The 26,588-nt window shown below is 43.3% G+C and carries 25 protein-coding genes and 1 pseudogene; 25 read left to right on the forward strand and 1 reads right to left on the reverse strand.

From position 1 onward, the window contains the following. Positions 1-129: 129 nt before the first annotated feature. The 10 genes from CS948_RS12840 to CS948_RS12885 all read left to right on the forward strand — a co-directional run bounded on the left by CS948_RS12840 (position 130) and on the right by CS948_RS12885 (position 9,805). Positions 130-1,020 carry an ABC transporter ATP-binding protein gene (locus tag CS948_RS12840; RefSeq protein ID WP_099292124.1) on the forward strand — a complete coding sequence of 297 codons (891 nt, stop codon included), beginning with the start codon at positions 130-132 and terminating at the stop codon, positions 1,018-1,020. Between the two features lie 4 nt (positions 1,021-1,024). Then, entirely contained in the window at positions 1,025-1,702 is a 678-nt protein-coding gene (locus CS948_RS12845; RefSeq protein ID WP_099292125.1) for a hypothetical protein, read from the forward strand. A 2-nt stretch (positions 1,703-1,704) separates the two neighbouring features. Beyond that, entirely contained in the window at positions 1,705-2,934 is a 1,230-nt protein-coding gene (locus tag CS948_RS12850) for a DUF4857 domain-containing protein (RefSeq protein ID WP_099292126.1), read from the forward strand. Positions 2,935-2,949: 15 nt separating this feature from the next. Beyond that, complete coding sequence (locus CS948_RS12855; protein WP_099292127.1) at positions 2,950-3,840, forward strand: ABC transporter ATP-binding protein; 891 nt, start codon at positions 2,950-2,952, stop codon at positions 3,838-3,840. 4 nt (positions 3,841-3,844) lie between these two features. Next, complete coding sequence (locus CS948_RS12860) at positions 3,845-4,510, forward strand: hypothetical protein (RefSeq protein WP_099292128.1); 666 nt, start codon at positions 3,845-3,847, stop codon at positions 4,508-4,510. 2 nt (positions 4,511-4,512) lie between these two features. Further along, positions 4,513-5,766, forward strand: a complete 1,254-nt coding sequence (locus tag CS948_RS12865) for a DUF4857 domain-containing protein (protein WP_099292129.1) — start codon at positions 4,513-4,515, stop codon at positions 5,764-5,766. A gap of 5 nt (positions 5,767-5,771) precedes the next feature. Next, positions 5,772-6,419 (forward strand): YiiX/YebB-like N1pC/P60 family cysteine hydrolase, encoded by a 648-nt coding sequence (locus CS948_RS12870; protein ID WP_099294487.1) that lies wholly within the window; start codon positions 5,772-5,774, stop codon positions 6,417-6,419. Positions 6,420-6,643: 224 nt separating this feature from the next. Beyond that, positions 6,644-7,246, forward strand: coding sequence for a GNAT family N-acetyltransferase (locus CS948_RS12875; protein ID WP_255302005.1), 603 nt, complete (start codon positions 6,644-6,646; stop codon positions 7,244-7,246). 328 nt (positions 7,247-7,574) lie between these two features. Next, positions 7,575-8,150, forward strand: a complete 576-nt coding sequence (locus CS948_RS12880) for an RNA polymerase sigma-70 factor (protein WP_099292130.1) — start codon at positions 7,575-7,577, stop codon at positions 8,148-8,150. 98 nt (positions 8,151-8,248) lie between these two features. Then, positions 8,249-9,805, forward strand: coding sequence for an ATP-binding protein (locus tag CS948_RS12885; protein WP_099292131.1), 1,557 nt, complete (start codon positions 8,249-8,251; stop codon positions 9,803-9,805). A 59-nt stretch (positions 9,806-9,864) separates the two neighbouring features. Here the strand turns inward: CS948_RS12885 and CS948_RS12890 are convergent, their stop codons facing one another. Beyond that, positions 9,865-10,128, reverse strand: a complete 264-nt coding sequence (locus tag CS948_RS12890; RefSeq protein WP_141560947.1) for a hypothetical protein — start codon at positions 10,126-10,128, stop codon at positions 9,865-9,867. A gap of 264 nt (positions 10,129-10,392) precedes the next feature. Here CS948_RS12890 and CS948_RS12895 point away from each other — a divergent pair, with 264 nt between their 5' ends. From CS948_RS12895 to CS948_RS12965, 15 genes and pseudogenes are all read left to right on the forward strand, one after another. After that, positions 10,393-11,598 (forward strand): FecR family protein, encoded by a 1,206-nt coding sequence (locus tag CS948_RS12895; RefSeq protein WP_099292133.1) that lies wholly within the window; start codon positions 10,393-10,395, stop codon positions 11,596-11,598. 105 nt (positions 11,599-11,703) lie between these two features. Next, positions 11,704-15,285: a SusC/RagA family TonB-linked outer membrane protein gene (locus CS948_RS12900; RefSeq protein WP_255302007.1), complete on the forward strand. Its 3,582-nt coding sequence runs from the start codon at positions 11,704-11,706 to the stop codon at positions 15,283-15,285. A 12-nt stretch (positions 15,286-15,297) separates the two neighbouring features. After that, positions 15,298-16,836 carry a RagB/SusD family nutrient uptake outer membrane protein gene (locus CS948_RS12905; protein WP_176555051.1) on the forward strand — a complete coding sequence of 513 codons (1,539 nt, stop codon included), beginning with the start codon at positions 15,298-15,300 and terminating at the stop codon, positions 16,834-16,836. A gap of 32 nt (positions 16,837-16,868) precedes the next feature. After that, positions 16,869-17,525 carry a hypothetical protein gene (locus CS948_RS12910; protein ID WP_099292135.1) on the forward strand — a complete coding sequence of 219 codons (657 nt, stop codon included), beginning with the start codon at positions 16,869-16,871 and terminating at the stop codon, positions 17,523-17,525. 11 nt (positions 17,526-17,536) lie between these two features. Continuing rightward, positions 17,537-18,079: a hypothetical protein gene (locus CS948_RS12915; RefSeq protein ID WP_141560948.1), complete on the forward strand. Its 543-nt coding sequence runs from the start codon at positions 17,537-17,539 to the stop codon at positions 18,077-18,079. A gap of 88 nt (positions 18,080-18,167) precedes the next feature. Continuing rightward, positions 18,168-18,872: a hypothetical protein gene (locus CS948_RS12920; protein WP_099292137.1), complete on the forward strand. Its 705-nt coding sequence runs from the start codon at positions 18,168-18,170 to the stop codon at positions 18,870-18,872. A 308-nt stretch (positions 18,873-19,180) separates the two neighbouring features. Then, positions 19,181-19,552, forward strand: a complete 372-nt coding sequence (locus tag CS948_RS12925) for a 3TM-type holin (protein WP_099292138.1) — start codon at positions 19,181-19,183, stop codon at positions 19,550-19,552. A 44-nt stretch (positions 19,553-19,596) separates the two neighbouring features. Continuing rightward, entirely contained in the window at positions 19,597-20,187 is a 591-nt protein-coding gene (locus CS948_RS12930; protein ID WP_255302008.1) for an N-acetylmuramoyl-L-alanine amidase, read from the forward strand. Positions 20,188-20,197: 10 nt separating this feature from the next. Beyond that, a complete protein-coding gene (locus tag CS948_RS12935) occupies positions 20,198-20,848 on the forward strand; it encodes a DUF6266 family protein (protein WP_141560949.1) in 651 nt (216 codons plus the stop codon). 34 nt (positions 20,849-20,882) lie between these two features. Further along, entirely contained in the window at positions 20,883-21,545 is a 663-nt protein-coding gene (locus CS948_RS12940) for a DUF6266 family protein (RefSeq protein ID WP_099292140.1), read from the forward strand. 2 nt (positions 21,546-21,547) lie between these two features. Continuing rightward, on the forward strand, positions 21,548-21,739 hold the full coding sequence (locus CS948_RS12945) for a hypothetical protein (RefSeq protein WP_099292141.1): 192 nt from the start codon (positions 21,548-21,550) through the stop codon (positions 21,737-21,739). A 178-nt stretch (positions 21,740-21,917) separates the two neighbouring features. Then, positions 21,918-23,474, forward strand: coding sequence for an ATP-binding protein (locus CS948_RS12950; protein WP_099294495.1), 1,557 nt, complete (start codon positions 21,918-21,920; stop codon positions 23,472-23,474). 166 nt (positions 23,475-23,640) lie between these two features. Further along, positions 23,641-24,501 (forward strand): nitroreductase family protein, encoded by an 861-nt coding sequence (locus CS948_RS12955; RefSeq protein WP_099292142.1) that lies wholly within the window; start codon positions 23,641-23,643, stop codon positions 24,499-24,501. A gap of 55 nt (positions 24,502-24,556) precedes the next feature. After that, entirely contained in the window at positions 24,557-24,859 is a 303-nt protein-coding gene (gene trxA / locus CS948_RS12960) for a thioredoxin (protein WP_099292143.1), read from the forward strand. A 17-nt stretch (positions 24,860-24,876) separates the two neighbouring features. Further along, positions 24,877-26,520 (forward strand): annotated as a pseudogene (locus tag CS948_RS12965) (FAD-dependent oxidoreductase); the annotation flags it as partial. Positions 26,521-26,588: the final 68 nt, after the last annotated feature.

Consider the following 26,588-nt stretch of genomic DNA (forward strand, 5'->3'; position numbering starts at 1 on the left):
TGTTTATAGAGGAGGTGGCGGCGAAGCTGACGGAGGAGTTCTTGACACATCCTTTCTTTTAACTTTCCTCGCACGAGGAAACAGGGTAACGTATGTGTGTAATTAATGTGTATTTAATGTAAATTATTTATGGAAGAGAATGTAATCGAGTGTAAGAATCTGACTCATTACTATGGAACCCGTCTGATCTACGAGAATCTGAATTTCTCCGTGAAGAAGGGGCATATAATGGGACTATTGGGAAAGAATGGTTGTGGCAAAACAACCACGATCAACATTTTGAACGGTTTTCTGCAACCTCGTTCCGGGGAATGTCTGATCTATGGCGAGAGTACCCGGAACTTGAGCCCGGACACGAAACGGCGGTTGGGATATTTGATAGAAGGACATATACAATATTCTTTTATGAATATCTACCAGATCGAGAAGTTTTATTCCGGTTTCTATGAAAACTGGAACCGGGAAGCGTATTTCGAACTGATGAATCGGATGAAGATATTGCCGACACAAAAAGTGTCCAGTATGTCATGCGGGCAGCGGGCGCAGGTGGCGTTGGGATTGATATTGGCACAAGATCCCGACCTGTTGATTCTGGACGACTTCTCGCTGGGACTGGATCCCGGTTATCGTCGTCTGTTCGTGGATCATATGCGGGAGTATGCCAAGGCGGGAAACAAAACGGTGTTTCTGACTTCTCATATCATACAGGATATGGAGCGTCTGATTGATGACGTGCTGATCATGGATTACAACCGGGTATTGTTGCGGGGATCCGCCACCGAGTTTATGGAGAAGTTCCATCAATTCACGTTTGATCTGGACAGGGATGATCTGGATTTCAAAACGGAAGCGATGATCGTGGAGGCTGATCGTATTAAAAATCACTATGAAATTTATACCTATGCTTCGAGGGATGAAGTGGAAGCGATGTTACAGGCAAAAGGACTGGTGTATCGTGATTTTACACCTGTGAAGATGACATTGGAAGATGCATTTATAGGTTTAACCGGAAAATACTAGAAATATGATATTACATCTTTTTTATAAAGAATGGTTGAAAACGCGGTGGTGTTTGTTTTTCATCGTGTTGTTGGGGTTGGCGATTGTCACGTATATATTCCTTGACGTGGATAATAACGTGCGGATGAAAGGTTCGTTCAATTACTTGATGAACGTGTTTTACGGGATTCCACAGGCGAATTATTATAATTCGCTGATAAAATATGTACCCCTGTTGATGGGCGTGTGTATCGGGTTGTCGCAATACGTGCCGGAAGTCATCGACAAGCGTATCAAATTGACGCTTCATTTACCGATGCACAATACAGTAGCCCTTTACATGATGCTCTGTTTCGGATTCCTTTTATTGATGACGGCATACGTGCTCGTGTTCGGAACTTTCTTTTACTTGAATAACCAGTATTTTCCTTTTGAGGAAAGTTGGGCGGTATTGACTTCCTTGATGCCTTGGTTGTTGGGTGGTGTCGCCGTTTATTTTATGATTGCCATGATCTCCATGGAGCCGAATTTGTTTTACCAGTTTTTGTACGGCATCGTGGCTTTTTTCCTCGTGAAACAATTTTATATCGGGGTGGAACATGCGGATACGCGTCATATTATTCCGGCTTTGGCTATTATGGCATTTGTGCCTTGTACGGCGCTTTTATATACATCATATCGGTTTATTAAAGGGGAGAGATAATTATGACAGCAAAGGTAGTACGAATAATAATGGTATTGTTGACCGTGTTTATCGGTTCAATCGTGATACCGGATTTTTACAGAACCTCTTTCAAACGGAACGTGAAGTACGTGAGTTTGAATTATAGCGAGGTGACAAAACAGTTTGTGATTTGGGGATTGAAAAAAGACAGGTTGCTCGATACATTGGGAAACGAATATTCCCGTCAGGAATATGAACGGATGGTACCTTTTTCCAGTATGGCGCAATTAATGAAACGGGGTGAATTTCCCGACACGGTGGACGGCGTTCCCGTGACTCCGCAACTGGTGGCGGCAAACAGCTATCGCCATATCGTGAATTTAACGGAACGGGGACGCTATTATGCCATGACGCCGTTGGTACACGGGGGAACCGATAGGGTGGGTTATATCTACACGAATGACATGATGCGGGTGAACCGGAACGGTATCGAGTTTTATAACTGCGAAACCAATCGGGTTGACGAGGAAAAAAGTGCCTTGTTTGACAAAGAGTTACGCGGATTTGGTTATTGTCCCCCGGCAAAGAAGTTGTACGGGCAGTCCAGTACGGGACGTAACCGGGATGACGGATTGTTCTTTGTAGATAGCAAAGACCAGTTGTTTCAAGTACGTTACCGGGCATACAAGCCGGTGTGTCGCAAGATTGATTTGCCCGACGGGATTAAATTGCGACGGGTAGAGTGCGAACCCGATCACCCGGAAGTGGTGGCTTATCTTTTCGGTGACAACAACGGGGTGTATATATTGACGGTAGATGATCGTGTGCTTAAATTGGAACTGGATGATTTTGATTACGATTCATTCAAAGTATTCGACGTGATGGGCAACCTCTTTTATCACATGGTTTCCATACAGAAGGACGGTTTTGAGAAGTTATATATTTTTGATCGGGACTATAAGTTAGTGGACAAATACGGTATCCATTCCGATGTGTACGAGAAATCGGGAGCCGGGATGGCGGAAGGGTTCCTGTTCCCCTTTGTGACCACAACTTTCTCGTACGTCAATGGTTACTATATCAGTACCGAGGGGCAACCGTTCGTCAAGTTTATATGGTTAAACCTCGTTTTGGCGGGAGTACTTTTATGGATGAAACGCCGGAAAGGACTGGACGTGAAAAACGTGTTCAACGTGATTGACGTGTTGCTCGTGGCGGTATTCGGAATCTTCGGGTTTGTTGGTGTGTTGATATATCCGATTCGGAAATAATAAAAATGAAAACTCATGGAAGAAAATATAATTGAATGTAAAAATCTGACTCACTATTACGGGAAACGGTTGATTTACGAGAATCTGAATTTTTCAGTCAAAAAAGGTCATATCATGGGACTGTTGGGGAAAAATGGTTGCGGGAAAACAACCACGATCAATATTCTGAACGGTTTCCTTCAGCCTCGTTCCGGGGAATGTTTGATTTACGGGGAGTCAACCCGGAATTTAAGCCCGGAAACCAAACGACGTCTGGGGTACCTCATCGAGGGACATATCCAGTATTCGTTTATGAATATCTACCAGATAGAGAAATTTTACTCGGGATTTTATAAAAACTGGAATCGGGATGCTTATTTCGAATTGATGAGCCGGATGAAGATATTGCCGACGCAAAAAGTGTCCAGTATGTCATGTGGACAGCGGGCTCAGGTGGCATTGGGATTGATTCTGGCACAAGATCCTGATCTCTTGATTCTGGATGACTTTTCGCTGGGATTGGACCCCGGTTATCGTCGTCTGTTCGTGGATCACATGCGGGAATACGCGAAGGCGGGTAACAAAACGGTATTCCTGACTTCTCATATCATTCAAGACATGGAACGCTTGATTGACGATGTCTTGATTATGGACTACAACCGAGTTTTGTTGAGAGGTTCTGCGTCCGAATTTATGGAGAAATTTCATCAGTTTACCTTTGATCTGGAAAGAGATGACATAAACCTTAAAGAAGAAGCGTTGACGGTGGAGGCAGACCGGATAAAGAATCATTATGAACTTTATACCTATGCATCGGCAGAAGAAGTGCAAGCGATGTTGACGGGCAAAGGGTTGGCGTTTTCCGGTTTCGAACAGGTAAACATGACGTTGGAAGATGCATTTATTGGTTTAACGGGTAAATATTAAGATTATGACATTACATCTTTTTTATAAAGAATGGTTGAAAACAAAATGGTTCGTGCTGGCGTCCCTCGTGCTGGGAATCGGTACAATCCTCTATGCTTTCATCGGTTTGAACAGTAATATTATCAACGCGGAAGGCGGTTCGCAATACGTGTTCGAGTGGTTTACCCGAGGGGGCAGACCACATTACGGTATATTTCGGAATATACCGTTTATTATCGCTTTGTTGGTAGGGGTTTCCCAGTATCTGCCGGAAGTGTTGCAAAAACGGATCAAATTGACTTTGCACTTGCCGCTGAACGAGATCGTGATGCTCTACACGATGGTTTTATACGGTTTTCTCGTGATTCTCGGGTTAATGGTGATCTTTATGGCTGTATTTTTCCTGATTGATCTTTACTTTTTCCCGGGAGAGATGCACCTGATGGCGATAAAAGCCTTTATTCCTTGGATTCTGGGAGGTTTTGCCACCTACTTTTTCGTGGCGATGATTGCCATGGAACCGAGTTGGAAATTCCGTTTCCTGTACGCTGTTGTGGTGTACTATTTATTGGATATATTCTTGTTGGGCGGTGATATGTCCGATCTGTATCCGTTACTGACCGTGATCCTCGTTATCGCGAGCCTTGGAATGATATATACTGCAAACCGTTTTAAAATAGGAGAGAATTGAGTATGATACCTAAAATGATAAGATTGGCTCTGGTCATGTTAGCCGTGTTGGTCATGGCTCTTGAGTTCCCGAAGATATACAAGAAAACATTTGAACAACGGGAGAGGCGCACGCAACTCGCGTTCAGCGAAACATTGAATGATTTCGTGTGGTTGAAATACGAGTACGACACGGTACAATTGCGCCAGATACAGGTAGGGTATGACCGCACGGGCAACACGTATAATACGGAGGCTCTGATGGATGTTTTCCCGATGCGGAATTGCCGGCAATTGATGTACGAGAACCGTTTTCCCGACACGATCCGCGGGCAACACGTTACCTTGCAGATGATTCAGGATGCGGCACGTTTCCCTTTGTTTTTGGGAACAGGGCCGGGAAGAAAAAGTTTGTTATGGATGTTCGAGTCACATACCGATCGGGTAAAGATGGAACTTCCTCAAGATATGTTCCGGCTGACGGAAAACGGGATTGAATTTATAGAAACCGCGCTCAACCGGGTAAAGAGTGTGAACCGGGAGAAAAGCGACCGTTTCACGGAAGCGATGAAAAAGGAGGGAATGCTTTTCCCGATAAAGAACATCTACGGGATGCCTTCTACTTCTAAATCCAAAGATGACGGGTATTTTATGATAGACAGCAAGGATAAATTCTATCATTTGAAAATGGTTGACGGGGCTCCCGTTTGCCATAATATACCGTTGCCTGCCGGGATGAAAGTGGACGGAATGAATTGCCTCGTGGATACCGTGAACTACGGGTACGTGTATGATCAGGATTTGAATATCTACCTGTTACGAATAAAAGATTACAGTTTCTTCCAGCTTCCGATATACGATTATAAAGAGTACGGCAGTCTGGTCACGATGAGCGAGGATCTTTTCTTCTACACGTATCAATTGTACGGGACAGACCGGGCAAAGATATATGTTATGGATAAAGAGCATAATTTGTTGGCGTCGGAATTGCAGGTATATCCGTTGTACGAGAACTCTAGGGAAGGACAGCGGGAAAATTATCTTTTCCCTTTTAAGGCCCGGTTTACCCGAAGCGCTCCCAAGGAATTGAAGATCGAGTCTTACGATATGCATCGGTTTATGTACCTCAATATCGCCTTGGCTGTTTGTCTTTTGTTCATCAAGTTGTATCATCGACGGAATTTCCGTGACGTATTCAATTACTTGGATCTTGCGGTGGTTCTCGTGTGCGGTATTTACGGCTTTTTGGCTGTTTTGATATTTCCCAATAGAAAATAGAAATGATGATAAGAAGACTATTATGGATAACGTGGTTACTGGCACTGTCAGTAACCCTTTACGCGCAGAAAACATTTGAACTGAAAACAGGGGATATCCTGTTCCAGACGAATAAGGCGCAGACCTCTTTCGTGAAAGCGATCGAGAACGTGACGACAAGTGCGGATGATTTGAATTTTTCCCACGTGGGAGTCGTCGTGATAGAAGAGGGTGAGATTTTCGTGCTGGAAGCCACGATGCCCGTGGTGTGTAAAACACCCTTGGAAAAGTATCTCAAACAAGCCAAGTTGGTAAACGGCAAACCGTTGGTGGTCGTCGGACGTTTGAAACCCCGTTTCCGGAAGTCTATCCCGAAGGCGATCGAAATAATGAAATCCCTTTTGGGAAAACCTTACGATTATGTCTTTTTGCCGGATAACGATGATTATTATTGTAGTGAGATTATCTATCTGGCATTTCTCCGACGTAACGGAAAGCCTATTTTCAAGGCGTCGCCTATGTCTTTCAAGGACAAGAGAACCGGGGAAACCAATCCGTTGTGGGTAAAACATTTTGAACGGCATAAAACGCCGATTCCCGAGGGGGTGCCGGGAACAAGTCCGGGTGAGATGTCCCGTTCCAAGGCGATCAAGCTCGTGCATCACTTCTTTTAATCTCGAATTGCCGGAGGAAGTGTTTGTTGGGAATATTTTATTGATATTAGTACCGTAATCCGGATTATTTTTTTGTCTATTCAGATGTTAAGATGCTGAATGATTGCATGAAAAAATATTTCACGGTTGCGGTACACAATATCGTTAAACTATGTATGTTTGTATTGTTTTAAATACAAAAACAAACCATGATAAAGGAGAGATTCTGAGCGAATCTGGCAATTATGAAAACAAGTATAAGCGATTTACCCCGATCGGAGAGTCAGGGAAATGAGTTCTTAATGTTACGGAAGAAAGCGCATGAAGTGAGGATAGAAGGGGACGGATTTGTCGTGCGCGAATGGCGGTTCTCGGATTGCGATTCATTAGCCGAGAATGCCAACAATGAAAAGATCTGGAATAACGTGATGGATCACTTTCCGCATCCGTACACGAAACAAGATGCTTTTGATTATATCAGTATGGTTCATGTTTTACCCGCCCCACCGACACGGTTTGCCATTGAGGTAGACGGAAAGGCGGTAGGAAGTATCGGGTTCGGCTCCGAGGGCGATATTGAACGTGTGACCGCCGAGATCGGTTATTGGCTGGGCGAGCCTTACTGGGGAAAAGGTATCATGCACAAGGTTGTGGCTGCCGTTACCCGATACGCCTTTGAAACTTTTGGTTATCAGAAACTATACGCCCTCGTGTTCGATTACAACCCCAGTTCCATGCGGGTATTGGAAAAAGCAGGCTACAAACTGGAAGCCGTCCTGCACAAAGCTGCTGTTAAAAACGGCAAGGTGATCGATTTCTACTATTACAGTGTTATGAGAGAAGATTGATATAGGTCTGTAAAGTCCATAAAGTCCGTAAGGTCCATAAGGTCACGGGTGTCCTGCGGACAAAGTTTATTGATAGCTTATGCTATCATGATTAAACATCCTACGTACCTTATAGACTTTACAGACCTTATGAACTAAGCGAAGCTTACTATAGCCCTTCTTTTGCTCTTTTGCGCTTGTCGAGTGCTATACCTACGATTCTGCTTCGAAGACAGTAGTTCTTTAAGGTGGGGAATGTCTTTTGATTCGTCAATTTGAAAAAAAGTAGACTAGATATAATGCATTATTGTAATATATTTATTTAATTTGTGAAATTAACGGTGTATGTATGAAAAGGGCAGAGGAAATATTAGCGGCGTTGAAAAACGGCGAAGAAAAAGCATTCAAGACTTTTTTCTCGGAATATCATGACGTGTTGGTCTTGTATGCCACGAATATTCTAAAAGATGTCGATGCGGCAGAGGATGTCGTGCAGGACTGTTTCATGAATGTTTGGGAAAACTCTCTTTATGACAACCTTTCTAACGGTTTGGATAAATACATGTTCCATTTGGTCAAGAATGCTGCCTTGAACGAGCTGCGGGGCAGCAAACGCAGAGAAGCTCGTCATGAAAAAATGATGGCAGAAATGCCTGTGGTGGAAATGATGAAAGAAGACGAGCAGACTGAAATAGATATTTTATACACCACGATTAATCAACTTCCCCCGGAACGCCGTCGTATTTTTATGATGGTGTGTGCCGAAGGAAAAAAATATCAGGAAGTTGCCGACCAACTACAAATCAGCATTAATACCGTCCGCACTCAATTGATGCGTTCTTTAAAATTTCTACGTGAAAAATTGAAAGAGCAAATGTTTTCAATATTACTGTTTTGTTGGAAGAAAGTGAAGATTAGGTTTTAGTAGAGTCTTTTAAAATATGTCTGTATGGATATATTTGTAAGATACTTTCCGTATCTTTGTTTCATAATGAGATAATAAATGAGAAAGGAGACTATGATATGACAGCGAGGATTTATCCTATTGGTATTCAAAATTTCGAAAAACTTCGGGGTGACGGTTATGTCTACGTGGACAAGACGTCACAAATGTACCAAATGGTGAAAACCGGCAGTTATTATTTTCTCAGTCGTCCGCGTCGTTTTGGTAAGAGTTTATTATTATCTACTTTAAAGGCTTATTTCGAAGGAAAGAAGGAACTTTTTGCAGGGTTGGCTGTTGAGCGGTTGGAGAAGGAGTGGAACCGGTATCCTATTCTATATTTAGATCTTAATATAGAGAGGTATGATACACCCGGGAGTTTGGATAATATATTGAATGATACGTTGAAACAATGGGAAAGTATTTATGGTAGCCGTCCCTCTGAAACCTCTTTTTCTTTACGTTTTGCCGGTGTTATTCGCCGGGCTCACGAGCAGACTGGGCAACGTGTTGTTATTCTTGTCGATGAGTATGACAAGCCTATGCTACAGGCTATTGGTGATGAAGAATTGCAAAAAGAATTTCGTTCGACGTTAAAACCTTTCTATGGAGCGCTCAAGACAATGGATGGCAGTATTAAGTTTGCCATGTTGACTGGTGTGACTAAGTTTGGGAAAGTCAGTGTATTCAGTGCTCTGAATAACTTGAAAGATATTTCTATGGACGGGCGTTACATTGATATTTGTGGTATTAACGAACAGGAATTGTATAGCTATTTTGAAGATGATATTCGTCTTTTAGCCGCTGCACAAAATATGACCTATGATGAGGCGTGTGCCGAGTTAAAGGAATGTTATGACGGGTATCATTTTGAAGAAAATACTCCCGGTATCTATAATCCTTTTAGTTTGCTTAATACGCTAGATAAACGGAAATTCGGTAGTTATTGGTTTGAAACGGGTACTCCTTCTTATCTTGTGGAATTGCTTCGTAAGCATCACTATGACCTTTATCGTATGGCCCACGAGGAAACGAATGCTGATGTGTTGAATAGTGTAGACTCAACTTCTACGAACCCGATTCCGGTTATATACCAGAGTGGATATTTGACAATTAAAGGATATGACCGTCGTTTTGGTGTTTACCGTTTAGGTTTTCCTAATCGAGAAGTGGAAGAGGGTTTTGTAAGTTATTTAATGCCTTTCTATACTGATGTAGATAAGGTTGAATCGCCTTTTGAAATTCAACGATTCGTGCGTGAAGTGGAACATGGTGATATTGATGCCTTTTTCCGGCGTTTGCAAAGTTTTTTCGCGGATATTCCTTATGAATTGACTCAAAAACGAGAGATTGAACGCCATTACCAGAACGTGTTGTTTATCGTTTTTAAGCTTGTAGGCTTTTATGTCAAAGCAGAGTATCATACAAGTGAAGGGCGAGTGGATCTAGAGCTTCAAACAGACCGTTTTATCTATATAATGGAATTTAAACTTGACGGTACGGCAGAAGAGGCTCTTCAGCAGATTCGTGATAAACATTATGCAGCTCCTTTTCTCGCTGATCGGCGAAAACTTTTCCGGGTAGGGGTTAATTTCAGTGACCAAACTCGCAATATCGAGCGTTGGCTTGTTGAATAGGGAAAGTTATCTGTTTTCAGAACGAGGGGTTGCTTTGCGATATTTGGCGTGAAAGAAATTTATGTTTGACATTGTTCTTCTATATCTAATAAATCATTAAACACGTTGTTTGTTTCTGCTAATAGATTATTTAAAAAATTATTATCAGAAGGAAGTCCTCTTACAAATTCTAGTTTAGAAGCAATACCATTATCTTTAATCTCATATATATTTAAATCTGAAGATTTGACATAGGAAGTTTCGGGAATGATTTTAGATAGTTGCTTCTTGATATTTTCATTACCTTGAGAAAGTTCAAATATTTGATTTGCTTTAATAGCCAATGTTAAATAGTTAATAAGGTAAGGACTATGTTTTGGCACATAATTTTAAAATGCTTGATTTTCGAACAAAATTAGGAAAAATATTTGACTCTATTTGCTACAAGAATGGATTTCAAGACTTTTTTCTCGGAATATCATGACGTGTTGGTTTTGTGTGCCACGAATATTCTAAAAGATTTCTTACGAAAGCACTTTTTCAAAAAAAATGAATATTCCTGTCACATGATTTGAGGGGTGGTGGTGTTATAGTAGAAAATAGTGATTATGGAAGATGAGATTTTTAAAATTATTGCGGCGGAGATGGCGGGAGAGAAGGTGACAGAAGAGGAGAGAGGAAAGGTGGAGAGGTGGCGGGTAGAGAAGGAGGAGAACGAGAGGGTGTATAGGATGGTGGTGGGAGAATTGGGAGAGGTGGTGAGGTTGGTGAAGGCGAAGGGAGGATTGGATGAGAAAGGGGCGTATGTGAGGTTGGAAGAGGAGATGCGGAGGAGAATAGTAGAAAGGAGTGGGAAAAGAGAAAGTGGAAGAGGGAAAGCGAGAAGGATGGCGTGGTGGAGATACGGGGCGAGTGTGGCTGGGGTGTTGTTGATGTTGGGAGTCGGGATGATGATGTGGATGAAGTCAGGAGGAGATGGAGAAAAGGTGACGGAGGAGCGGATTGTGCCGGGAAGTGGGCAGGTGATGTTGACATTAGGGCGGGGTGAGGTGGTGCCGTTGAAACGGGACACGAATGAGCTGATCGTGGCGGATACGGCATTACGGATTATGAATGAACGGAATACGCTGGTGTACACGAAGGTTGAAAGCAAGGGGAAAGCGGAGGATGTGGTGCACAACACGTTGACGGTTCCGGTAAGTGGGGAATATTGTCTTGTTTTGGCTGACGGGACAAAGGTGTTTTTGAATTCCGGTTCAGAGATTCGTTATCCGGCGATGTTTAGAGGAAAGCGACGGGAGGTTTTTCTGAAAGGCGAAGCGTGGTTTGAAGTGGCGAAAGACAGTACACGGGGATTTTGGGTACACGCGGGAGAAATGAATGTAAAAGTGTTGGGAACTTCTTTTAACGTGAAAGCCTACGAGAAATTGGGAACTGTGGCAACGACTCTTGTTGAAGGGTGCGTGGAGATTGTATGTGAAGGGAAAAACTTTCGAATTGTGCCGGGAGAGCAGTTCGTGTATGATAAAGATAGTAGGGAGTCGGACGTGAGGGAAGTGGATACTGAATTATATACTTCATGGAAAGATGGGTATTATAAGTTCCGGCAGGCGGCTTTGGAAGAGATTATGACGACACTTTCGGTGTGGTACGGGTTGAACGTGTTTTATCAGAATGAGGATGCGAAGCACATAGAGTTCACTGGAAAAGTGAAACGGTACGAGGATGTCCGGAACTTGTTGAATAAGTTCGAGCAAACGGAAAATGTGGTGTTTGATATAAAAGGAAACAACGTTGTTATTAGAGTAAAATAAAAAAAGCTGTTCGCATGGACGTGGAACAGCTTTTAGTTAAAGCATGAAGGCGAGAATGTGGTTATTTAGCCAACATGCAAAGTAGAATTTTCAAAACATAAAGGTATGAAAAAAAATCGAATCGGAGCAAGATCCGGAGGAAGGATTTTTGTCCGAAAATGGATGATGATGATGAAGTTTGTATTTATTTTCCTGATTTGTAGCTTGGTACAGGTACAGGCTGCGGTGTATTCACAGCAATCAAAAGTTTCTGTGGAATTAAAAAATGTGACGCTGGAAAAAGTTTTTCAGGAGTTGGAACGGCAAACGGGTTATAGTTTTCTCTATAATCATCGGGTAATAGAAGTGCGAGGAAAGGTGAGTGTTCAAGTGGTTGATAAAGAGTTGGGAGTTGTTCTCGACGATTTATTGACCAAATTAGGATTGGGATTTACTTTTGACGATAATCTGGTGATTATAAAGGAACAACCTCGGATATGGGGGCAAGATTCCGTACGAAAAAGTTTGCGGATCGTGGGAAAAGTAGTTGACGAGAAAAAGCTACCGATGCCGGGGGTAACCGTAAAAGTTGTTGGACTCCCCGTGGGTACGGCAACGAACGAGAAAGGGCGATTTGCGATAGAATTGCCTTTGGTAAAAGGAACACTGGAATTTTCTTTTGTCGGTTTTAAAAAGAAAATAATAGAGTTTTCGGAGAAGACGGCTAAAGACACGCTTCGGATCGTTATGGAAGAAGATGTCCAAGCGTTGGACGAAACGGTTGTGGTGGCGTATGGGACAACAACAAGACGCGAAGCTACGGGGGCTATTTCGGTGGTGAAGGCGGATGAATTGAAAGGAATTCCTTCCACGAGTATTGCCGGATTGCTACAAGGACGGGTTGCCGGATTGGATATAACCCAGATGTCCGGTTCTCCCGGTGGTGGGGGTACGGCAATCGTCATTCGGGGATACAATTCTTTTGATATTTCTCAGCAAAATCGTTTTTCCGATCCGCTTTGGGTCGTTGACGGTGTACCTTTGAATGCTTTTGATTCTCCTGTGACGGGAACGAATCTTTTATCAGATATCAATCCGGATATGATTGAATCCATACAAGTATTGAAAGATGCTTCAGCTGCTTCTCTTTACGGCTCTCGAGCGGCGAACGGGGTGATTATCGTGACAACAAAAAAAGGTCGGAAGAATATGAAAGCGACTTTTTCGGCTAATGTGTCGTATTCTTGGAGTTGGGTACCGGAATTGCCAACGATTACGGTGGGTAAAGGGGAACGGAATACTCGTTTATTGGCTCTTGCAAATACTAAAACAGCTTATTATGATCCATTAACACAGATGTATAAGTACCCGATTTCCAACGAGGAGGTGTTTGAGAAGAAAGAGGGAAGTTTCGATTATTTTTTTTCTGCGTTCTCGGGTGGTCCGGCAGCATTGATTTATCAAGATAGTTTAAATTCTTTTTATAATAACCAGACAAATTTCTTTCCTACTTATTTCCGTACGGGTAGGGTGTTGAATGCGAATATGCAGACCTATGGTGGTGGAGAAAATATGAATTATGGTATTGGTTTGGGATTTTATGATGAATCGGGCGTATTCGTGGGTACGGGATTTCAACGGGTGGATTTGAATGCAACCTTGAATGTGACTCCAGTGAATCGCTTGAACGTGGATTTACGAATGAACGCTTCACTTTTAACTCGGGATAGGGGGGAGAAAACTGATGAATTAGGGTGGGCGGCTCCCTCTATAGAAGTCGTGCCGGGTGATCCCTATTGGTTGAGTTCTCTTTATCCGGGAGAGGGGTCTGAATCGTGGCAAGCCACGTTGGATGCATTGCGCGGAACCAAAGAAAAGAATCGGGCTGTACGTTTGCGAAGTAATTTTAAAATTGGTTATGATGTGATTCCCGGATTAAATGTTTCGGTTTCTTTGGCTGCAGATTATTCTATTCATCGGCGGAATTATTTCCAACCTTCTTATTTGGATAATGATGGATTTTCTAAATCTATCGGGGAAACGAGTATTAACCTAATGGTGTTGAACGAGAACCTAGTTTCCTATCAAAAGATTTTTAAAGAGGAGCATTCTTTAAGTTTGATGGCTGGTTTTTCTTATGAATATGATCAAATGGAATACAACGGGGGAAGTGCGGAAAATTCTCCAAGTGATAAGATTTATTATGCCCCCTCGGGGATGCCGGATATCGGTTATATTGATCAATGGGGGCAACAGGTACCTGTGGCTTTCCAACATTATCGTTCAGATATGGTAGAGAAAAAGTTGATGTCCTATTTTGGGCGTCTGGAATACAATTACAAAAAGAAGTATCTTTTCTCTGTCAGCTATCGCCGAGATGGAAGTTCTGTTTTCGGTAAAGATTGCCGATGGGGAGCATTCCCTTCCGTGGCGGCAGGATGGACGTTTTCAGAGGAAAATTTTATAAAAGGTAACTTCGGGTGGCTTTCTTTTGGAAAATTACGTGCTAGTTGGGGTAAGTCCGGAAAACAATTTGAGGATGCTTATTTAGCTTTAGGTTTGATGACATCAGGAATGCATTCGGAATATGGAAATTCCATATTGTTACCTAACGAGGGTGGGGGATTATTTAATAATGATCTTTCTTGGGAAGAGACAGACCAATATGATTTCGGTTTGGATTTGGACTTGTTTAATCATCGTTTTGGGGTTATTTTGGATTATTATTATCGTTACACGGATAAGTTATTGTTCCCCATGCCTCTTGTTGGAGATTATAATGGTTATGTTACTCAGTGGCGAAATGCCGGAGCTATTTCAAATGAAGGATTAGAACTTTTAATAAAGTATGAAATTTTATGCAATTCTGATTTTTACTGGAAAATATCCATTAATGGAGCGAAAAATTGGAATCGGGTAGAGAAATCTGAAACAGGTAAGGATTTAAATACCGGACTTGTTATAGGAAAACCGTTGAATCGTATTCAAGGTTTTTTGACACAAGGATTTATTAATCAACAAGGGGATGTGGCAGCCACATTTTCAAGTGGGGGAGAAAATTGTTATTTGTATCCGAATACAGGAAAATCAACTTTTTACACACTTGGAGATTACAAGTTTATAGACGTAAATGGAGATGGGGAAATTGATTATGATGATTATGTGAGTTTAGGAAGTGCCTTACCTATAGTCAACGGGGGCATTGTGAATGAGTTCCAATGGAAAAATTTTGATTTGAATCTTGTAATGCACTATTCTGTCGGGCGACACATGGTGAATCAATTAGATATGAATTCTCTGGCATTTATAACAAGACCGGATCATATGTATTATGCTCATCCTTTGTTATTGGATATTAAAAAGGTTTCTTTTTGGAAAGAGACAGGCGATAATGATGCAAAATATCCTTTGTTTCAAATGGCAGGGAAGTATCAGTATGGTAGTTCTTCTGTTTTAGATCGTCAGGTAGAGAATGTGAATTATTTAAAATTCAAGACTTTGACTATCGGTTATAATTTGCGGGGAAAGTTCGTGGAACGTTGGGGTATTTCACAATTAAGGATGTTTGTCACGGGAGAGAATCTTTGGACATGGACGAATTATTCCGGAATAGATCCAGAAACTGTAAGTATCCAGACGGGGATAGATTCCGGATTAAATTATCCTCTTGCTCGAAGATTCACGTTAGGTTTAACTGTAAAATTTTAAGGAGGAATGATAATGAAAATAGTAATATTGTTACTGGTTTTAGGTTTGTGTATGATTAGTTGTGACGATCAATTAGATGTCTTGCCGGAAAACTCATTAACATTAAATAATGCTTTGACAACTCCACAAGATTTTGAATCAGCCATTAGTGGCGTAGAACAAAAATTGAGGTATACGTTTATAGAAAATTCTCCAATGACGCAAGAACTAAAAGGTTTTTACGTGGATGAGATTGCTGATTGGGTTGCAGGATGGAGTACAAATGAATATACTTCAGAAGAAATTGTGGCAAGTAATATGAACAATTGGCATGGCTATTATTCCGGGATTGCTGCGGCTAATGCAATTTTGAATCGGGTGGATGATGTATCTTTTTCTCAAGAACGAAGGAATATCTACAAAGGGCAAGCGTTGTTTTTTAAAGCGGTGTTTTATTTACGTTTAGTGCAACGTTGGGGGAATTGTATCTTAGTAAAAGATGATGTGATTTATAAACCGACGGCAAAGTCCCCTTGGGAAGAGGTAACGGATTATGCTATTGAGTTGTCTGGGGAAGCGGTAGATTTACTTCCAGAATTTGATAAAATGACCAATTGGAAAGGGGAAAACTATGCAAACAAGGCTACGCCCGGTAAAGGAGCGGCTAATGCATTGTTAGCGTATCTTTGTGCTTGGAAGGCTGGCTGCAAGTATTTTGCATCGAATCAAAATTATGATGAGAAGTTATTGTGGGAACAAGTGGAAAAAGCTTGTACAAGTATTATTGGTTCTGGCACTTATTCTTTGGAACCGAATCCAGAAGCTGTTTGTACAAGTGGTTTGATAGAAAATAGTCAGGAAAGTATATATGAAACTATAAATAGAGGGTATGAATATGAACTGAGTGATTTTGAAAGTATGGCTTTAGTGAATCTTCTTGCTTTTTATGGAGCTCATTATGTGGGATATCCCTTTAATCCTTTTGCAAATGAGGAAACAATAAAAAACAGTGATTATAAAATTAAAGTGGCAACCGTCAATAGGTGGTTCACAAATGGAGATTTACGTAAGGAGGCATATTTTTATAAAGTAGATGAATTGGCGGAAAAGGCCGGAGGTAATGCGCATGTATATAAATATAGAGGAATTACATACATGAAAGAGAGTGGAGCTATGTGTGGATTAACTCAAAATAGAGTTTGGTGGAGATTGGCTGACATTTATCTTTTAAGGGCAGAAAGTCGGGTAAGATTAGGTGATATGGATGGGGCTATTGCCGATTTGAATGAGATTCGGGAACGTGCCGGGGCGAAATGTTACGAAAGTTCGGAAGATAGCGGCGATTTGCGTTATACGATATTTTTGGAAAGACAGAAAGAGTTATTGCTGGAGGGACATCGTTATTTTGACGTGATTCGTAATGGGTATGTGAATACAGAATTAAAAGGAAATTTTGGAACGCTTAGCGTACAAGATATAAAGGATGGAGCATTGTTTATGTGTATAGGAAACATGGCTTTCACGAATAATCCGTTGATGCGACAGAATGCTTATTGGTTTAGAAGAATGTAGAAGTTATTTAGAATTTAAATCTATGGTTTGATATGAAAATGTTACGATATGTATTGTTGAATATTTGTGTATTATTATTTCTTGTCGGGTGTGACACAAAGCAGGAGGTGATATACACTGGTGTTTCTAGTCCTTATTTTGAAGGGACTGTATTGGATTATTTGAGAGCGGACAAAAAGAATTGGAGTTTGACTGTAGAGATGATTGAACGAGCCGGATTGGTTGATTTGTTCGAGGGGAATGATGAGAATGTGCCGGAGATCACGTTTTGGGCCCCGTCTTCTTATTCTATATTACGATTTTTGTTAAAATCACAACAAGATGCTATCCCGGAGGCTACTTATAGGAGTGTTGGAGAGATTCCTGTTGACCTTTGTAGGAGTTATATTTTAAGATGTGTGGTGAAAGGTAAGTTCTTGAAAGATAGTATCGGTTTCAGGAACGAGATGTATCGAATCTCAGATGAAGAACAGAATGGTGGAAGGGAGTTTGTTACTTTGGATGGGAATCGACTCCGTGCATGTCGCGAGAAATCTGATTGGGCCGGGGTTCCAGATGTAGGACCGGTGTCGTTACAATTATGGTCTATCACGAGGAGTACATTTGTAGAGGTTGCCTCACCGGATATTCAACCTACGAATGGGGTGGTACATGCCTTGGGATATGGTTTTGAGTTTGGTAAAATCTAAAGGAAAGAGTTATGAAAAGAATGAAATTAGGAATGTTGGTGTTATTGGTTTATCTGTTGCTGGAGGGATGTCAAGATGTGGAGATCGGTTTCTTGGTTACGGAATATGCCAGTTATAGTTTGGATTCCATGGTAATTCGGAAAGAGTTAGATGCAACAGAACCTTATTGGGGACTGAATCCTGAATATGAAGAATACTTGAATAAGGGGTGGACTCCGGAATTGATTAAAACGATTTTTCCCAATTTGAAACCTATGATTTTACTAGGTGCGGGAGTAGATTATTACCGAGTACTAAATAAGCAGCCTTGGACGGGTAGTGCTATTGAAGGGATTGAAGGATCTACTCCTATTTGGGTGAGAGTGAAGGAGGTTAAGAGTACAAATGGTAATACTGTGCCATTGATGGAATGTATATCGGTACGGGGCAATGGAATAATAGAGGTCCCATTGAAAAATGATATTCCTGTAGGACGTTATCTTGTTTCTTTGACTTTTTGGAACGAAGGATGGTCAAAAGATGTGGATGATTGTTTCACGATTATCGTGAAGTAACGTTGAGTGTTAAGTTTATGGTGTAAAGTTTTTTGGGACGGGCTGGTGTTTTGTTGTCAGTCCGTCCTTTAAATTAAAGTAGAAAAGTATGAGTTTTAATTTGAATTATCTGGCAGATTACGAGTTTGCCATTTTTGATGTTGTGGTACAATTACCCGTAAATTCGAAAGAATCGTTACGGTTTAATCAAGAGAAAAGTTGCAGAATGTATATGAGGCGTATGCTGGAACGGGAAAGTTTGCTGTTTTATAAAATAGGAGCCCGGATTGAGGAAAGTGACTGCCCGGAGGAAGCGAAAGAGGAGATTCGTAATCATTTGGAATTATTGGAGGAGTTGTTCGTGACGGATGTAAGTAAACCGAGGGAGAGAATTGTTTTCTTACGAGGGGACAAACTTACGGAATGGACGGATTTGAGTGTAGAGGAGCAATTACGGGTTTGGCGGTTTGTGATAGTCCAATATAATTCAGTACGAAGGTTGAGGGAGCATTTTGGACGGGAGAGATATCTGGTGCCGGGGTATTACCGTTGGACGGAGAGTCCGTCTTGTTTGTTGGAAATGGGGAATATTCTATGGGAAACGAAAATTGTGGTGGCGAATGGTGGTGTGAACACGAAAAAGGCCTTTCTGAATTATTTGTGTTTGTTTTATGATGTATCATTTCCCTCGAATTACAATCGGGAGTTGTATCGGATGGAGAATCGGGAGAATCCCCACAAGTTTTGGTCGGAGACTTCAGACAAGTATCTTCAGTGGATTCAACAGCGTTTGGGAGAAAGTGAGGAAGAATAGTACAAGTGTTGTGATTGAAAAAATGTTAAATGTGACTCGGAATGCTGACTAACAAGTCAGCATTTTTATTTTTTTTGTTTGTGTAAAGGTTGTTTGAAAATCTTTTTACTCTTGTATAGAATAACGTGATGTACCTATTGGAAACCGCAATGGGTAAGGGATTCATTGCCTTGTTCGTAATAAAAAAACAATCAGAAAAGGAATTGTTGAATTATTTCTATTAAAAAAATAATAATTGCCGTGGGGGAGTATGATGTTTTCGGGTTGATATGGTTGTAATATTGTATCAAACCAAAATATTGATTATCATGGGTGTATTTTCAAATGTATTTCAAGAAATCGGAGATGTAATTAACGGTTTATCGGTGTCTGCAAAAGAAAAACAACAGATTCAGGCAGATATTATAGCCTTGTTATATCGCCACGAGAGTGAATTGACACGAGGCAGGCTGGAAGTCGTCGATCGGGAGGCGCAAGGAAATTGGTTGCAAAGGTCGTGGCGTCCGATCGTGATGCTTGTGTTTACCTTGGTTATTTTATTAGGAGTTTTTAATCCTTCTCCGCTTTTGTCCGAAACATCCCGTTTTTGGGACTTACTTGAAATCGGGTTGGGAGGATACGTGATCGGAAGGAGTGGGGAGAAGATTACAGGGAATTTATTCAGGAGAAAAATAAAATGATCTGATTCATTTTATTTTTATGATTTACAATTAAATAATTATTTATGTTGAGTATTGTATCGGATGTTTTGTGCGGAGAAGAAGTAAAGTATTTTTCGTGCGGTAAGTGTAAGACCCGGATGAAAGTGGTGGACACGATTGTGTTGCACGGAACCGGGGGAGCAAGTGCGATGTCGTCTGTGGTACATTTGTGTAATCCGGGGACGAAGGTGGCGGCACATACGGTTGTTGGACGGGATGGTGATTATTATCAGATGGTACCTTACGTGATTAAGGCATGGCACGCGGGAGTGAGCATGCATCAGGGAAGAGCGAATGTAAATGACTTTTCTATCGGGGTGGAGATGGATAACGGGGGACAGTTGAAACGGAAAGGAAACCGTTTCTTCTCGTCGTTCGGGCGGGAGTATATGCCTGACGAGGTGTACACGGGAATAGAGAACGGACGGGCGGTGTATTGGCATGCTTACACGGCGGAGCAAGTGGAGGCGGTTATTCGGTTATGTCGATTATTGCGGGTACATTACGGGATCAAGTATCTCGTGCGTCATTCGGATATTACTTCCCGAAAAGTGGATCCGGGACCGGCGTTTCCGTTTGAAGAGGTGAAGAAAAGAGCGGGTTTTGTATATTGAAGGAGGAAGTATGGCAACTAGAAAGTCTTTATTTGATTGTTTCTCGGGAAAGTTGGGAAACGTGGTGTTGTACACGAGATTCGGGAAAGGATTCGTGCGAATGTGTCCGACTCGGGTGAATAATCCTCGAACAGAGTTACAAATGTTTTACAGGGCACGTTTACGGAGGGTGAACACGTTTTACAGTGCGGTGAGGCAGACTCCTTTGGCTGAGATATGGAGGATTGCTGCACGGGAGGTGAACACGGGTGCAAACGTGTTGTTCAATAAAATGAATATCCGGGCTTTTAACGGGGAGAAAGGTATTTTCTACGACAGATTGCATTTCACGGCAGGAAGTTTGCCGCTGGCGGAGGAAATGAGGGTGAGGCGTTTGTCGGAACGAGAGGTGTTGTTGACATGGAAGAATATCGCTGTTTTGAATAAGGATCGGAAATGGGATCGGTTGTTGGTAATAGTTATGATGGAAAACGATTTGTTTGACGTGATATTGCCAAAGGTGCCGGGGAGTATGCGTTGGGATGAGGAAGCCGTGGTGTGTTTGCCGGAGGGGACGAAAGAGGTAAAGTATCTGTATTGTGCTTTTGTTGCCGGTAATTGGGACAAGTGTTCGGATAATCAGTTTTTAGAGATACCCGATTCGGCAGAGAGTGTCCGATAGGGAGGTTTAATGTTTCATTTAAAAAAGTAGAATTATGGTTTTATTCAGGTCATTGTTTTTTGGAGAAGTGAGGAAGTCGATTGGTAATGTGACGACTTATTCGGGAGCAAAAGGGTATAGCGTGGGCAGAACCCGGCGCATGAAGATACGCAATCCCAAAACCCCGGGACAGTTGCGACAACGGGCAAAAATGAAGGAACTGTTGCGTCTTTCTCTTTATTTTGCTCCCGCCGCGGAACTTGGTTTTCCGGGACGTACAGCCGGAACTTCCTGTTATAACGCATTTGTGAAAGAGAACATGGGGGCGATCACTGCCACGGAGTCGGAGAGTGGGGAGGTCGTGGCTACGGTGAATTACGATCAAGTGGTTTGTGCGTCCGGTTACTTGACCTCGCTGGCGAATGTGGAGGTAACTGTGGATACGGCTGCTAAAAAAGTAAACGTGACACAGGAAGCTCAAACATATTGGTCGGCAGTGGCGAACCCGAACGATGTTTTGTACGTGGCGATGTATGAAAAAGAGAAACAGGAGATGGTTGTTACGGGCTGCCGCAACCGGAAGGAATCGGGTTCAACCAGTATCGCATTAGGAAAGAATTGGGCGGTAGAGAATCTGGTGATTTATGCTTTCATGTTGTCGAAAGACAAGCGGAAAGCATCCCGAAGTATTGTACTTCAACCGACTTCAAATGAATAAGTATGGAAGGAGTCGGTCATTTTGTCGTCGGATTGTTCTCCACGTACTGTATTAACGTTTCGTTTGTCCGCATGGGGTGTGTTTCGGTAACCGATGCAATGCTTTCACATGTGGTGAGTATTGTCGGGGGTGTGTTAAGTGCCGTGGTGGTCGCGTGGTTGAGAGATCGGTGGGGAAGGAAGAAAAGTTTGTGACGTGATGCCACGGTACTTTAGACTACTGTTATCGTGGTGGCGAGAAGTTAAGAGGGTGTCTCAAAAAAACATGAGATGCCCTCAGCTGAATTACTACTGTCTTCGGGAAACTTCAATTCTAAACTCTAAATTCTAAATTTATTTTTATCTTTGTATGATAAACAACGGAAAAGCAGTTATGGATAATATGTCACGCAAACTTCCCATCGGGATACAGACTTTTGAAAAACTTCGAGAAGGCAACCATGTTTACGTGGATAAAACGGCCTTTATTTGGAAGATCGCTTCCACGGAAACCCCTTATTTCCTAAGTCGTCCTCGCCGTTTCGGCAAAAGCCTGTTATTGTCGACTTTTGAGGCTTATTTCGAGGGGAAGAAGGAGTTGTTCGAGGGACTTGCGATTGCCGGGTTGGAGAAGGAATGGAACGAGTACCCGGTGTTGCATCTGGATTTGAACGCGGAGAAGTATGATTCTCCCCGGAAATTGAATGATATATTGAGCAATAACTTGACGCGATGGGAGGCTGAATACGGCAAGGGAGAGGACGAACCGACTCTTTCGCTTCGTTTCTCGGGCGTGATTCGCCGGGCGAGTGAACGGGCGGGACGTGGCGTGGTGGTACTGGTGGACGAGTACGACAAGCCCCTGCTGCAAACCTTGGGTAACGACGCTTTGCTGGAAGATTACCGCCAGACGTTGAAGGCATTCTACGGGGTACTGAAGAGTTCAGACCGTTATTTGCGTTTCGTGTTCCTGACGGGCGTGACGAAGTTCGCGCAAGTGAGCGTGTTCAGTGACTTGAATCAATTGAACGACATCAGTATGAAACCGCAGTACGCCACGATTTGCGGCATCACGCGGCAGGAACTGGAAGCGACGTTTGCGCCGGAGCTGGAGCGGTTGGCGGAGGCGAACAGGTTGACGCGTGAGGATGCCTTGGACAAGATGGAAGCGTTGTATGACGGTTATCATTTTTGCGAGTTCTCGGAAGGGGTGTTCAACCCTTTCAGCGTATTGAACGTGTTCGACGGTTACAAGTTCAGCAATTACTGGTTCCAGACGGGTACGCCGACCTTCCTCGTCGAGTTGCTTAAGAAAAGCGATTACGACCTGCGGGTATTGCTCGACGGTCTTGAAGCACCATCTTCCTCGTTCGCCGAGTACCGGGTGGATGCCAATAACCCGATCCCGCTGATTTACCAGAGCGGGTACTTGACGATAAAGGGTTACGACGCGGAATTCGGGAATTATCTGCTGGAGTTTCCCAATGATGAGGTGCGGTACGGGTTTATGAATTTCCTCGTTCCTTTTTACACCTCGGTTCCCGACGAGGATAAGGGATTCTATATCGGTAAGTTCGTGCAGGAGCTTCGTGTGGGAAAGGTGGATGATTTCATGTCACGTTTGCAAGCCTTCTTCGCGGATTTCCCGTATGAACTCAATACCAAGACGGAGCGACACTACCAAGTAGTGTTCTACCTCGTGTTCAAGTTAATGGGGCAGTTCACGGACGCGGAGGTGAAGAGTGCCGTGGGACGGGCGGATGCCGTGGTGAAGACGCCGAAGTACATTTACGTTTTCGAGTTCAAGTTGAACGGGACAGCCGAGGAGGCTTTACAGCAAATTGACGACAAGAAATACTTGCTCCCTTACCAAGCGGACGGGCGTGAGCTGGTAAAAGTCGGCGTGGAGTTTAGCGCCGCGGAACGGAATATCGGGAAGTGGATTTATTAATTTTAGATTTATGATTTTAGATTGAGGACAACCCCTCCGGCTCCCCCCCTTACACGGTGGAAGAGACGTGATGCAGGAGTTGTTTTTCATTGAAGAAGTACATGGATAAAAAGATGCTTTTGTGGTAATAATCATTGAAGCCAAATAAACTTTAAAATGATATGATATGACGTTAAGTATAGACCAAAGCAGTTGCATAAAATGCGGAAAGTGCGTGAAGGTTTGTCCGGCGGCGATTTTTACACAGGTAAAGGTGGGGGAAGTCGTGGGGATCGAGCACGAGGAGATGTGTATCGGGTGTGGGCATTGTGCTGCGGCGTGTCCGACGGGTGCGGTGAAGCATAGTGATTTCCCAGCGGAGAAAGTACACCCGATTGATTACACGCTGTTGCCGACCCCTGAGCAGATGATGCTTTTGTGCAAGGCACGGCGTTCGAACCGGACGATGACAAAGCAACCTGTTCCGGCGGAGATGTTGGATATGATCGTGGAGGCGGCACATCGGGCTCCCACAGCGACGAACGCGCAGAGCGTGTCGTTCACGTTGGTTACAGATCCGAAACGGGTGCGTGAAGTAAGCGAGTATACGCTTGGTATTTTTGGCGGGGTGTTGAAGAAATTGAAGAATCCGATATTGAAACCTCTGTTGAAACCTTTGTTGAAAGGGGTTTACAGGTATGTGCCTGTTTTTGAACGTTTGCTCCGGGAAGATCGAGCCGGGAATGACCCGATACTGCGTCATGCCACGGCTTTGCTTTTCATTCATACACCTGAGTCGAATCGTTTCGGGTGTGAAGATTGTAATCTGGCTTATCAGAATGCCTCGTTGATGGCGGAGAGCCTTGGCATCAGTCAAGTGTATATGGGATTCGTGATGTCTGCCGTCAAGCAGGACAACAAGAGAGGGTTGGCGAAATCGTTGGGGATAGACGGACATATCCATGCTATCATGGCACTGGGGATGCCTGCTTTCCGTTATCCGAATTACATTGACCGTAAAGATATAAAAGTGACGAAATTGGAATAACTTGTCTTCGCCGATTGACGTATATCGGATATGAATTAACGAAAACAATAAAGCTATGGACAAGTTCAACGAATTGATTAATGGTGACAAACCGGTATTGGTAGACTTTTTCGCTACTTGGTGCGGACCTTGCAAGATGATGCACCCGATACTTGAAGAGGTAAAGAAACGGTTGGGGGATAAGGTGGTTATTCTGAAGGTGGATGTGGATGTCCCGGCTAATCGTCAGCCGGTGTACCAATATCATATTCAGTCGGTACCGACACTCATGTTGTTTAAAGGAGGACGTATGTTGTGGAATAATAGCGGTGTGGTACAGGCCGCACAGTTACAGCAAATTATAGAACAGTATATGTGACATTTAAAATAAATTGTATGAAGTATGTGATAGTCGGTGGTGTGGCGGGAGGAGCTTCTACGGCAGCCCGTTTGCGTAGACTGGATGAAAATGCTGAAATAATCCTTTTCGAGAGAGGTGAGTATATCTCTTACGCGAATTGCGGATTACCTTATTATATTGGAGATGTGATTTATGAGCGACAAAAATTATTCGTGCAGACGCCGGAGAGTTTTGCCGCTCGTTTTAATATAGAAGCTCGGATACGTTCTGAAGTGGAGGGAATAGAACCGGGGAAAAAGGTGGTAACGGTGTGCGACTTGAATTCGGGAAAACGTTACGAGGAGTCGTATGACAAGTTGATTCTATCGCCGGGTGCGGAGCCTGTGCGTCCCCCGTTACCGGGAATCGATGGCGACGGGATATTCACCTTGCGTAATGTAAGCGATACGGATCGGGTGAAAGAGTACGTGGAGGAGCGTGACGTGAAGCGGGTAGTGATTGTTGGTGCCGGTTTTATCGGTTTGGAGATGGCGGAGAATCTGCACGAGTACGGAATTGACGTGTCGATCGTGGAAATGGCCGATCAGGTGATGACTCCCGTGGATTACGAGATGGCGGCGATTGTACACCAGCATCTTAAAGCAAAGGGCGTGGGACTTTACCTACAAGAGGCAGTGACAGCCTTTCGGCAGACAGGGGAAGGTATGGAAGTCGTGCTGCGAAGCGGGTTGATATTGCAAACAGACATGGTACTGCTCTCTATCGGGGTTCGTCCGGATGCCCGTTTGGCAAAAGCTGCCGGGTTGGAGATCGGGGAAACGGGAGGAATCAAGGTGAACGAGTATTTGCAGACTTCCGATCCGGATATTTACGCGGTGGGTGATGCCATAGAGTTTCCCAATCCCGTGAGCGGTCGTCCGGCTCTGGCATTTTTGGCGGGTCCCGCTAATAAACAGGGACGAATTTGCGCGGATAACGCAGTTTACGGTAACCGGAGAAAATATAAAGGCTCGATCAACACGGCTATCGCGAAGGTATTCGACTTGACGGTAGGGGCAGCGGGTTTGTCGGCGAAGATGCTCGAACGGTTGCAGATCCCTTACAGGGAAGCTATTATTCACGGGGCTTCGCACGCGGGGTATTACCCGGGGGCAATCATGATGGATATCAAGATTAATTTTTCCCCGACAGACGGGAAATTGCTGGGAGCGCAAGTGGTCGCCGCGGACGGGGCGGACAAGCGATTGGAAATGATGTCGGCAGTGATACGGGAAGGTGGTTCCGTGTACGATCTGATGGAATTGGAACAGGCATACGCACCCCCTTATTCTTCGGCAAAAGATCCGGTGAACATGGCGGGGTTCGTGGCAGATAATATGTTGAGCGGAAAGGTGAAGATGATTAGCTGGCGCGAGTTTCAAGCGATGGATACCGAAAGCACGCTCGTGGTCGATGTCCGTGTGCCGGGAGAATTCGCGGAAGGTAGTATAGAAGGTGCCGTGAATATTCCTTTGGACGGATCGCGTGCCGAGTATCGGAATTTACCGAAAGATAAAACGATCGTGGTCTTTTGTGCTATCGGTTTACGGGGATACATTGCTGCGCGGGTATTGATGCAATTGGGATACAACGTGCTGAACTTGAACGGGGGATACCGTACTTATGCTGCGGTTACGGCAGGAAAAGGTAATCCGGTTAATCTTTTTAGCGTACCGTGTTCGGGACCTGTAAACAAAAAATGAACGAC

The sequence above is a fragment of the Butyricimonas sp. Marseille-P3923 genome (assembly GCF_900184685.1).
In the GTDB taxonomy this organism is placed as follows: Bacteria; Bacteroidota; Bacteroidia; order Bacteroidales; family Marinifilaceae; genus Butyricimonas; species Butyricimonas muris.

Excerpts from the sequence above, each read along its gene's own strand:
- CS948_RS12905 (WP_176555051.1), top strand. The coding sequence starts at position 15,298 with ATGAAAATAGTAATATTGTTACTGGTTTTAGGTTTGTGTATGATTAGT.
- CS948_RS12930 (WP_255302008.1), top strand. The coding sequence starts at position 19,597 with ATGTTGAGTATTGTATCGGATGTTTTGTGCGGAGAAGAAGTAAAGTAT.
- CS948_RS12955 (WP_099292142.1), top strand. The coding sequence starts at position 23,641 with ATGACGTTAAGTATAGACCAAAGCAGTTGCATAAAATGCGGAAAGTGC.
- CS948_RS12950 (WP_099294495.1), top strand. The coding sequence starts at position 21,918 with ATGGATAATATGTCACGCAAACTTCCCATCGGGATACAGACTTTTGAA.
- CS948_RS12915 (WP_141560948.1), top strand. The coding sequence starts at position 17,537 with ATGAAAAGAATGAAATTAGGAATGTTGGTGTTATTGGTTTATCTGTTG.
- CS948_RS12920 (WP_099292137.1), top strand. The coding sequence starts at position 18,168 with ATGAGTTTTAATTTGAATTATCTGGCAGATTACGAGTTTGCCATTTTT.
- CS948_RS12860 (WP_099292128.1), top strand. The coding sequence starts at position 3,845 with ATGACATTACATCTTTTTTATAAAGAATGGTTGAAAACAAAATGGTTC.
- CS948_RS12940 (WP_099292140.1), top strand. The coding sequence starts at position 20,883 with ATGGTTTTATTCAGGTCATTGTTTTTTGGAGAAGTGAGGAAGTCGATT.
- CS948_RS12850 (WP_099292126.1), top strand. The coding sequence starts at position 1,705 with ATGACAGCAAAGGTAGTACGAATAATAATGGTATTGTTGACCGTGTTT.
- CS948_RS12885 (WP_099292131.1), top strand. The coding sequence starts at position 8,249 with ATGACAGCGAGGATTTATCCTATTGGTATTCAAAATTTCGAAAAACTT.
- CS948_RS12855 (WP_099292127.1), top strand. The coding sequence starts at position 2,950 with ATGGAAGAAAATATAATTGAATGTAAAAATCTGACTCACTATTACGGG.
- CS948_RS12840 (WP_099292124.1), top strand. The coding sequence starts at position 130 with ATGGAAGAGAATGTAATCGAGTGTAAGAATCTGACTCATTACTATGGA.
- CS948_RS12925 (WP_099292138.1), top strand. The coding sequence starts at position 19,181 with ATGGGTGTATTTTCAAATGTATTTCAAGAAATCGGAGATGTAATTAAC.
- CS948_RS12895 (WP_099292133.1), top strand. The coding sequence starts at position 10,393 with ATGGAAGATGAGATTTTTAAAATTATTGCGGCGGAGATGGCGGGAGAG.
- CS948_RS12900 (WP_255302007.1), top strand. The coding sequence starts at position 11,704 with ATGAAAAAAAATCGAATCGGAGCAAGATCCGGAGGAAGGATTTTTGTC.
- CS948_RS12845 (WP_099292125.1), top strand. The coding sequence starts at position 1,025 with ATGATATTACATCTTTTTTATAAAGAATGGTTGAAAACGCGGTGGTGT.
- CS948_RS12875 (WP_255302005.1), top strand. The coding sequence starts at position 6,644 with ATGAAAACAAGTATAAGCGATTTACCCCGATCGGAGAGTCAGGGAAAT.
- CS948_RS12910 (WP_099292135.1), top strand. The coding sequence starts at position 16,869 with ATGAAAATGTTACGATATGTATTGTTGAATATTTGTGTATTATTATTT.
- CS948_RS12935 (WP_141560949.1), top strand. The coding sequence starts at position 20,198 with ATGGCAACTAGAAAGTCTTTATTTGATTGTTTCTCGGGAAAGTTGGGA.
- CS948_RS12945 (WP_099292141.1), top strand. The coding sequence starts at position 21,548 with ATGGAAGGAGTCGGTCATTTTGTCGTCGGATTGTTCTCCACGTACTGT.
- CS948_RS12880 (WP_099292130.1), top strand. The coding sequence starts at position 7,575 with ATGAAAAGGGCAGAGGAAATATTAGCGGCGTTGAAAAACGGCGAAGAA.
- trxA (WP_099292143.1), top strand. The coding sequence starts at position 24,557 with ATGGACAAGTTCAACGAATTGATTAATGGTGACAAACCGGTATTGGTA.
- CS948_RS12865 (WP_099292129.1), top strand. The coding sequence starts at position 4,513 with ATGATACCTAAAATGATAAGATTGGCTCTGGTCATGTTAGCCGTGTTG.
- CS948_RS12870 (WP_099294487.1), top strand. The coding sequence starts at position 5,772 with ATGATAAGAAGACTATTATGGATAACGTGGTTACTGGCACTGTCAGTA.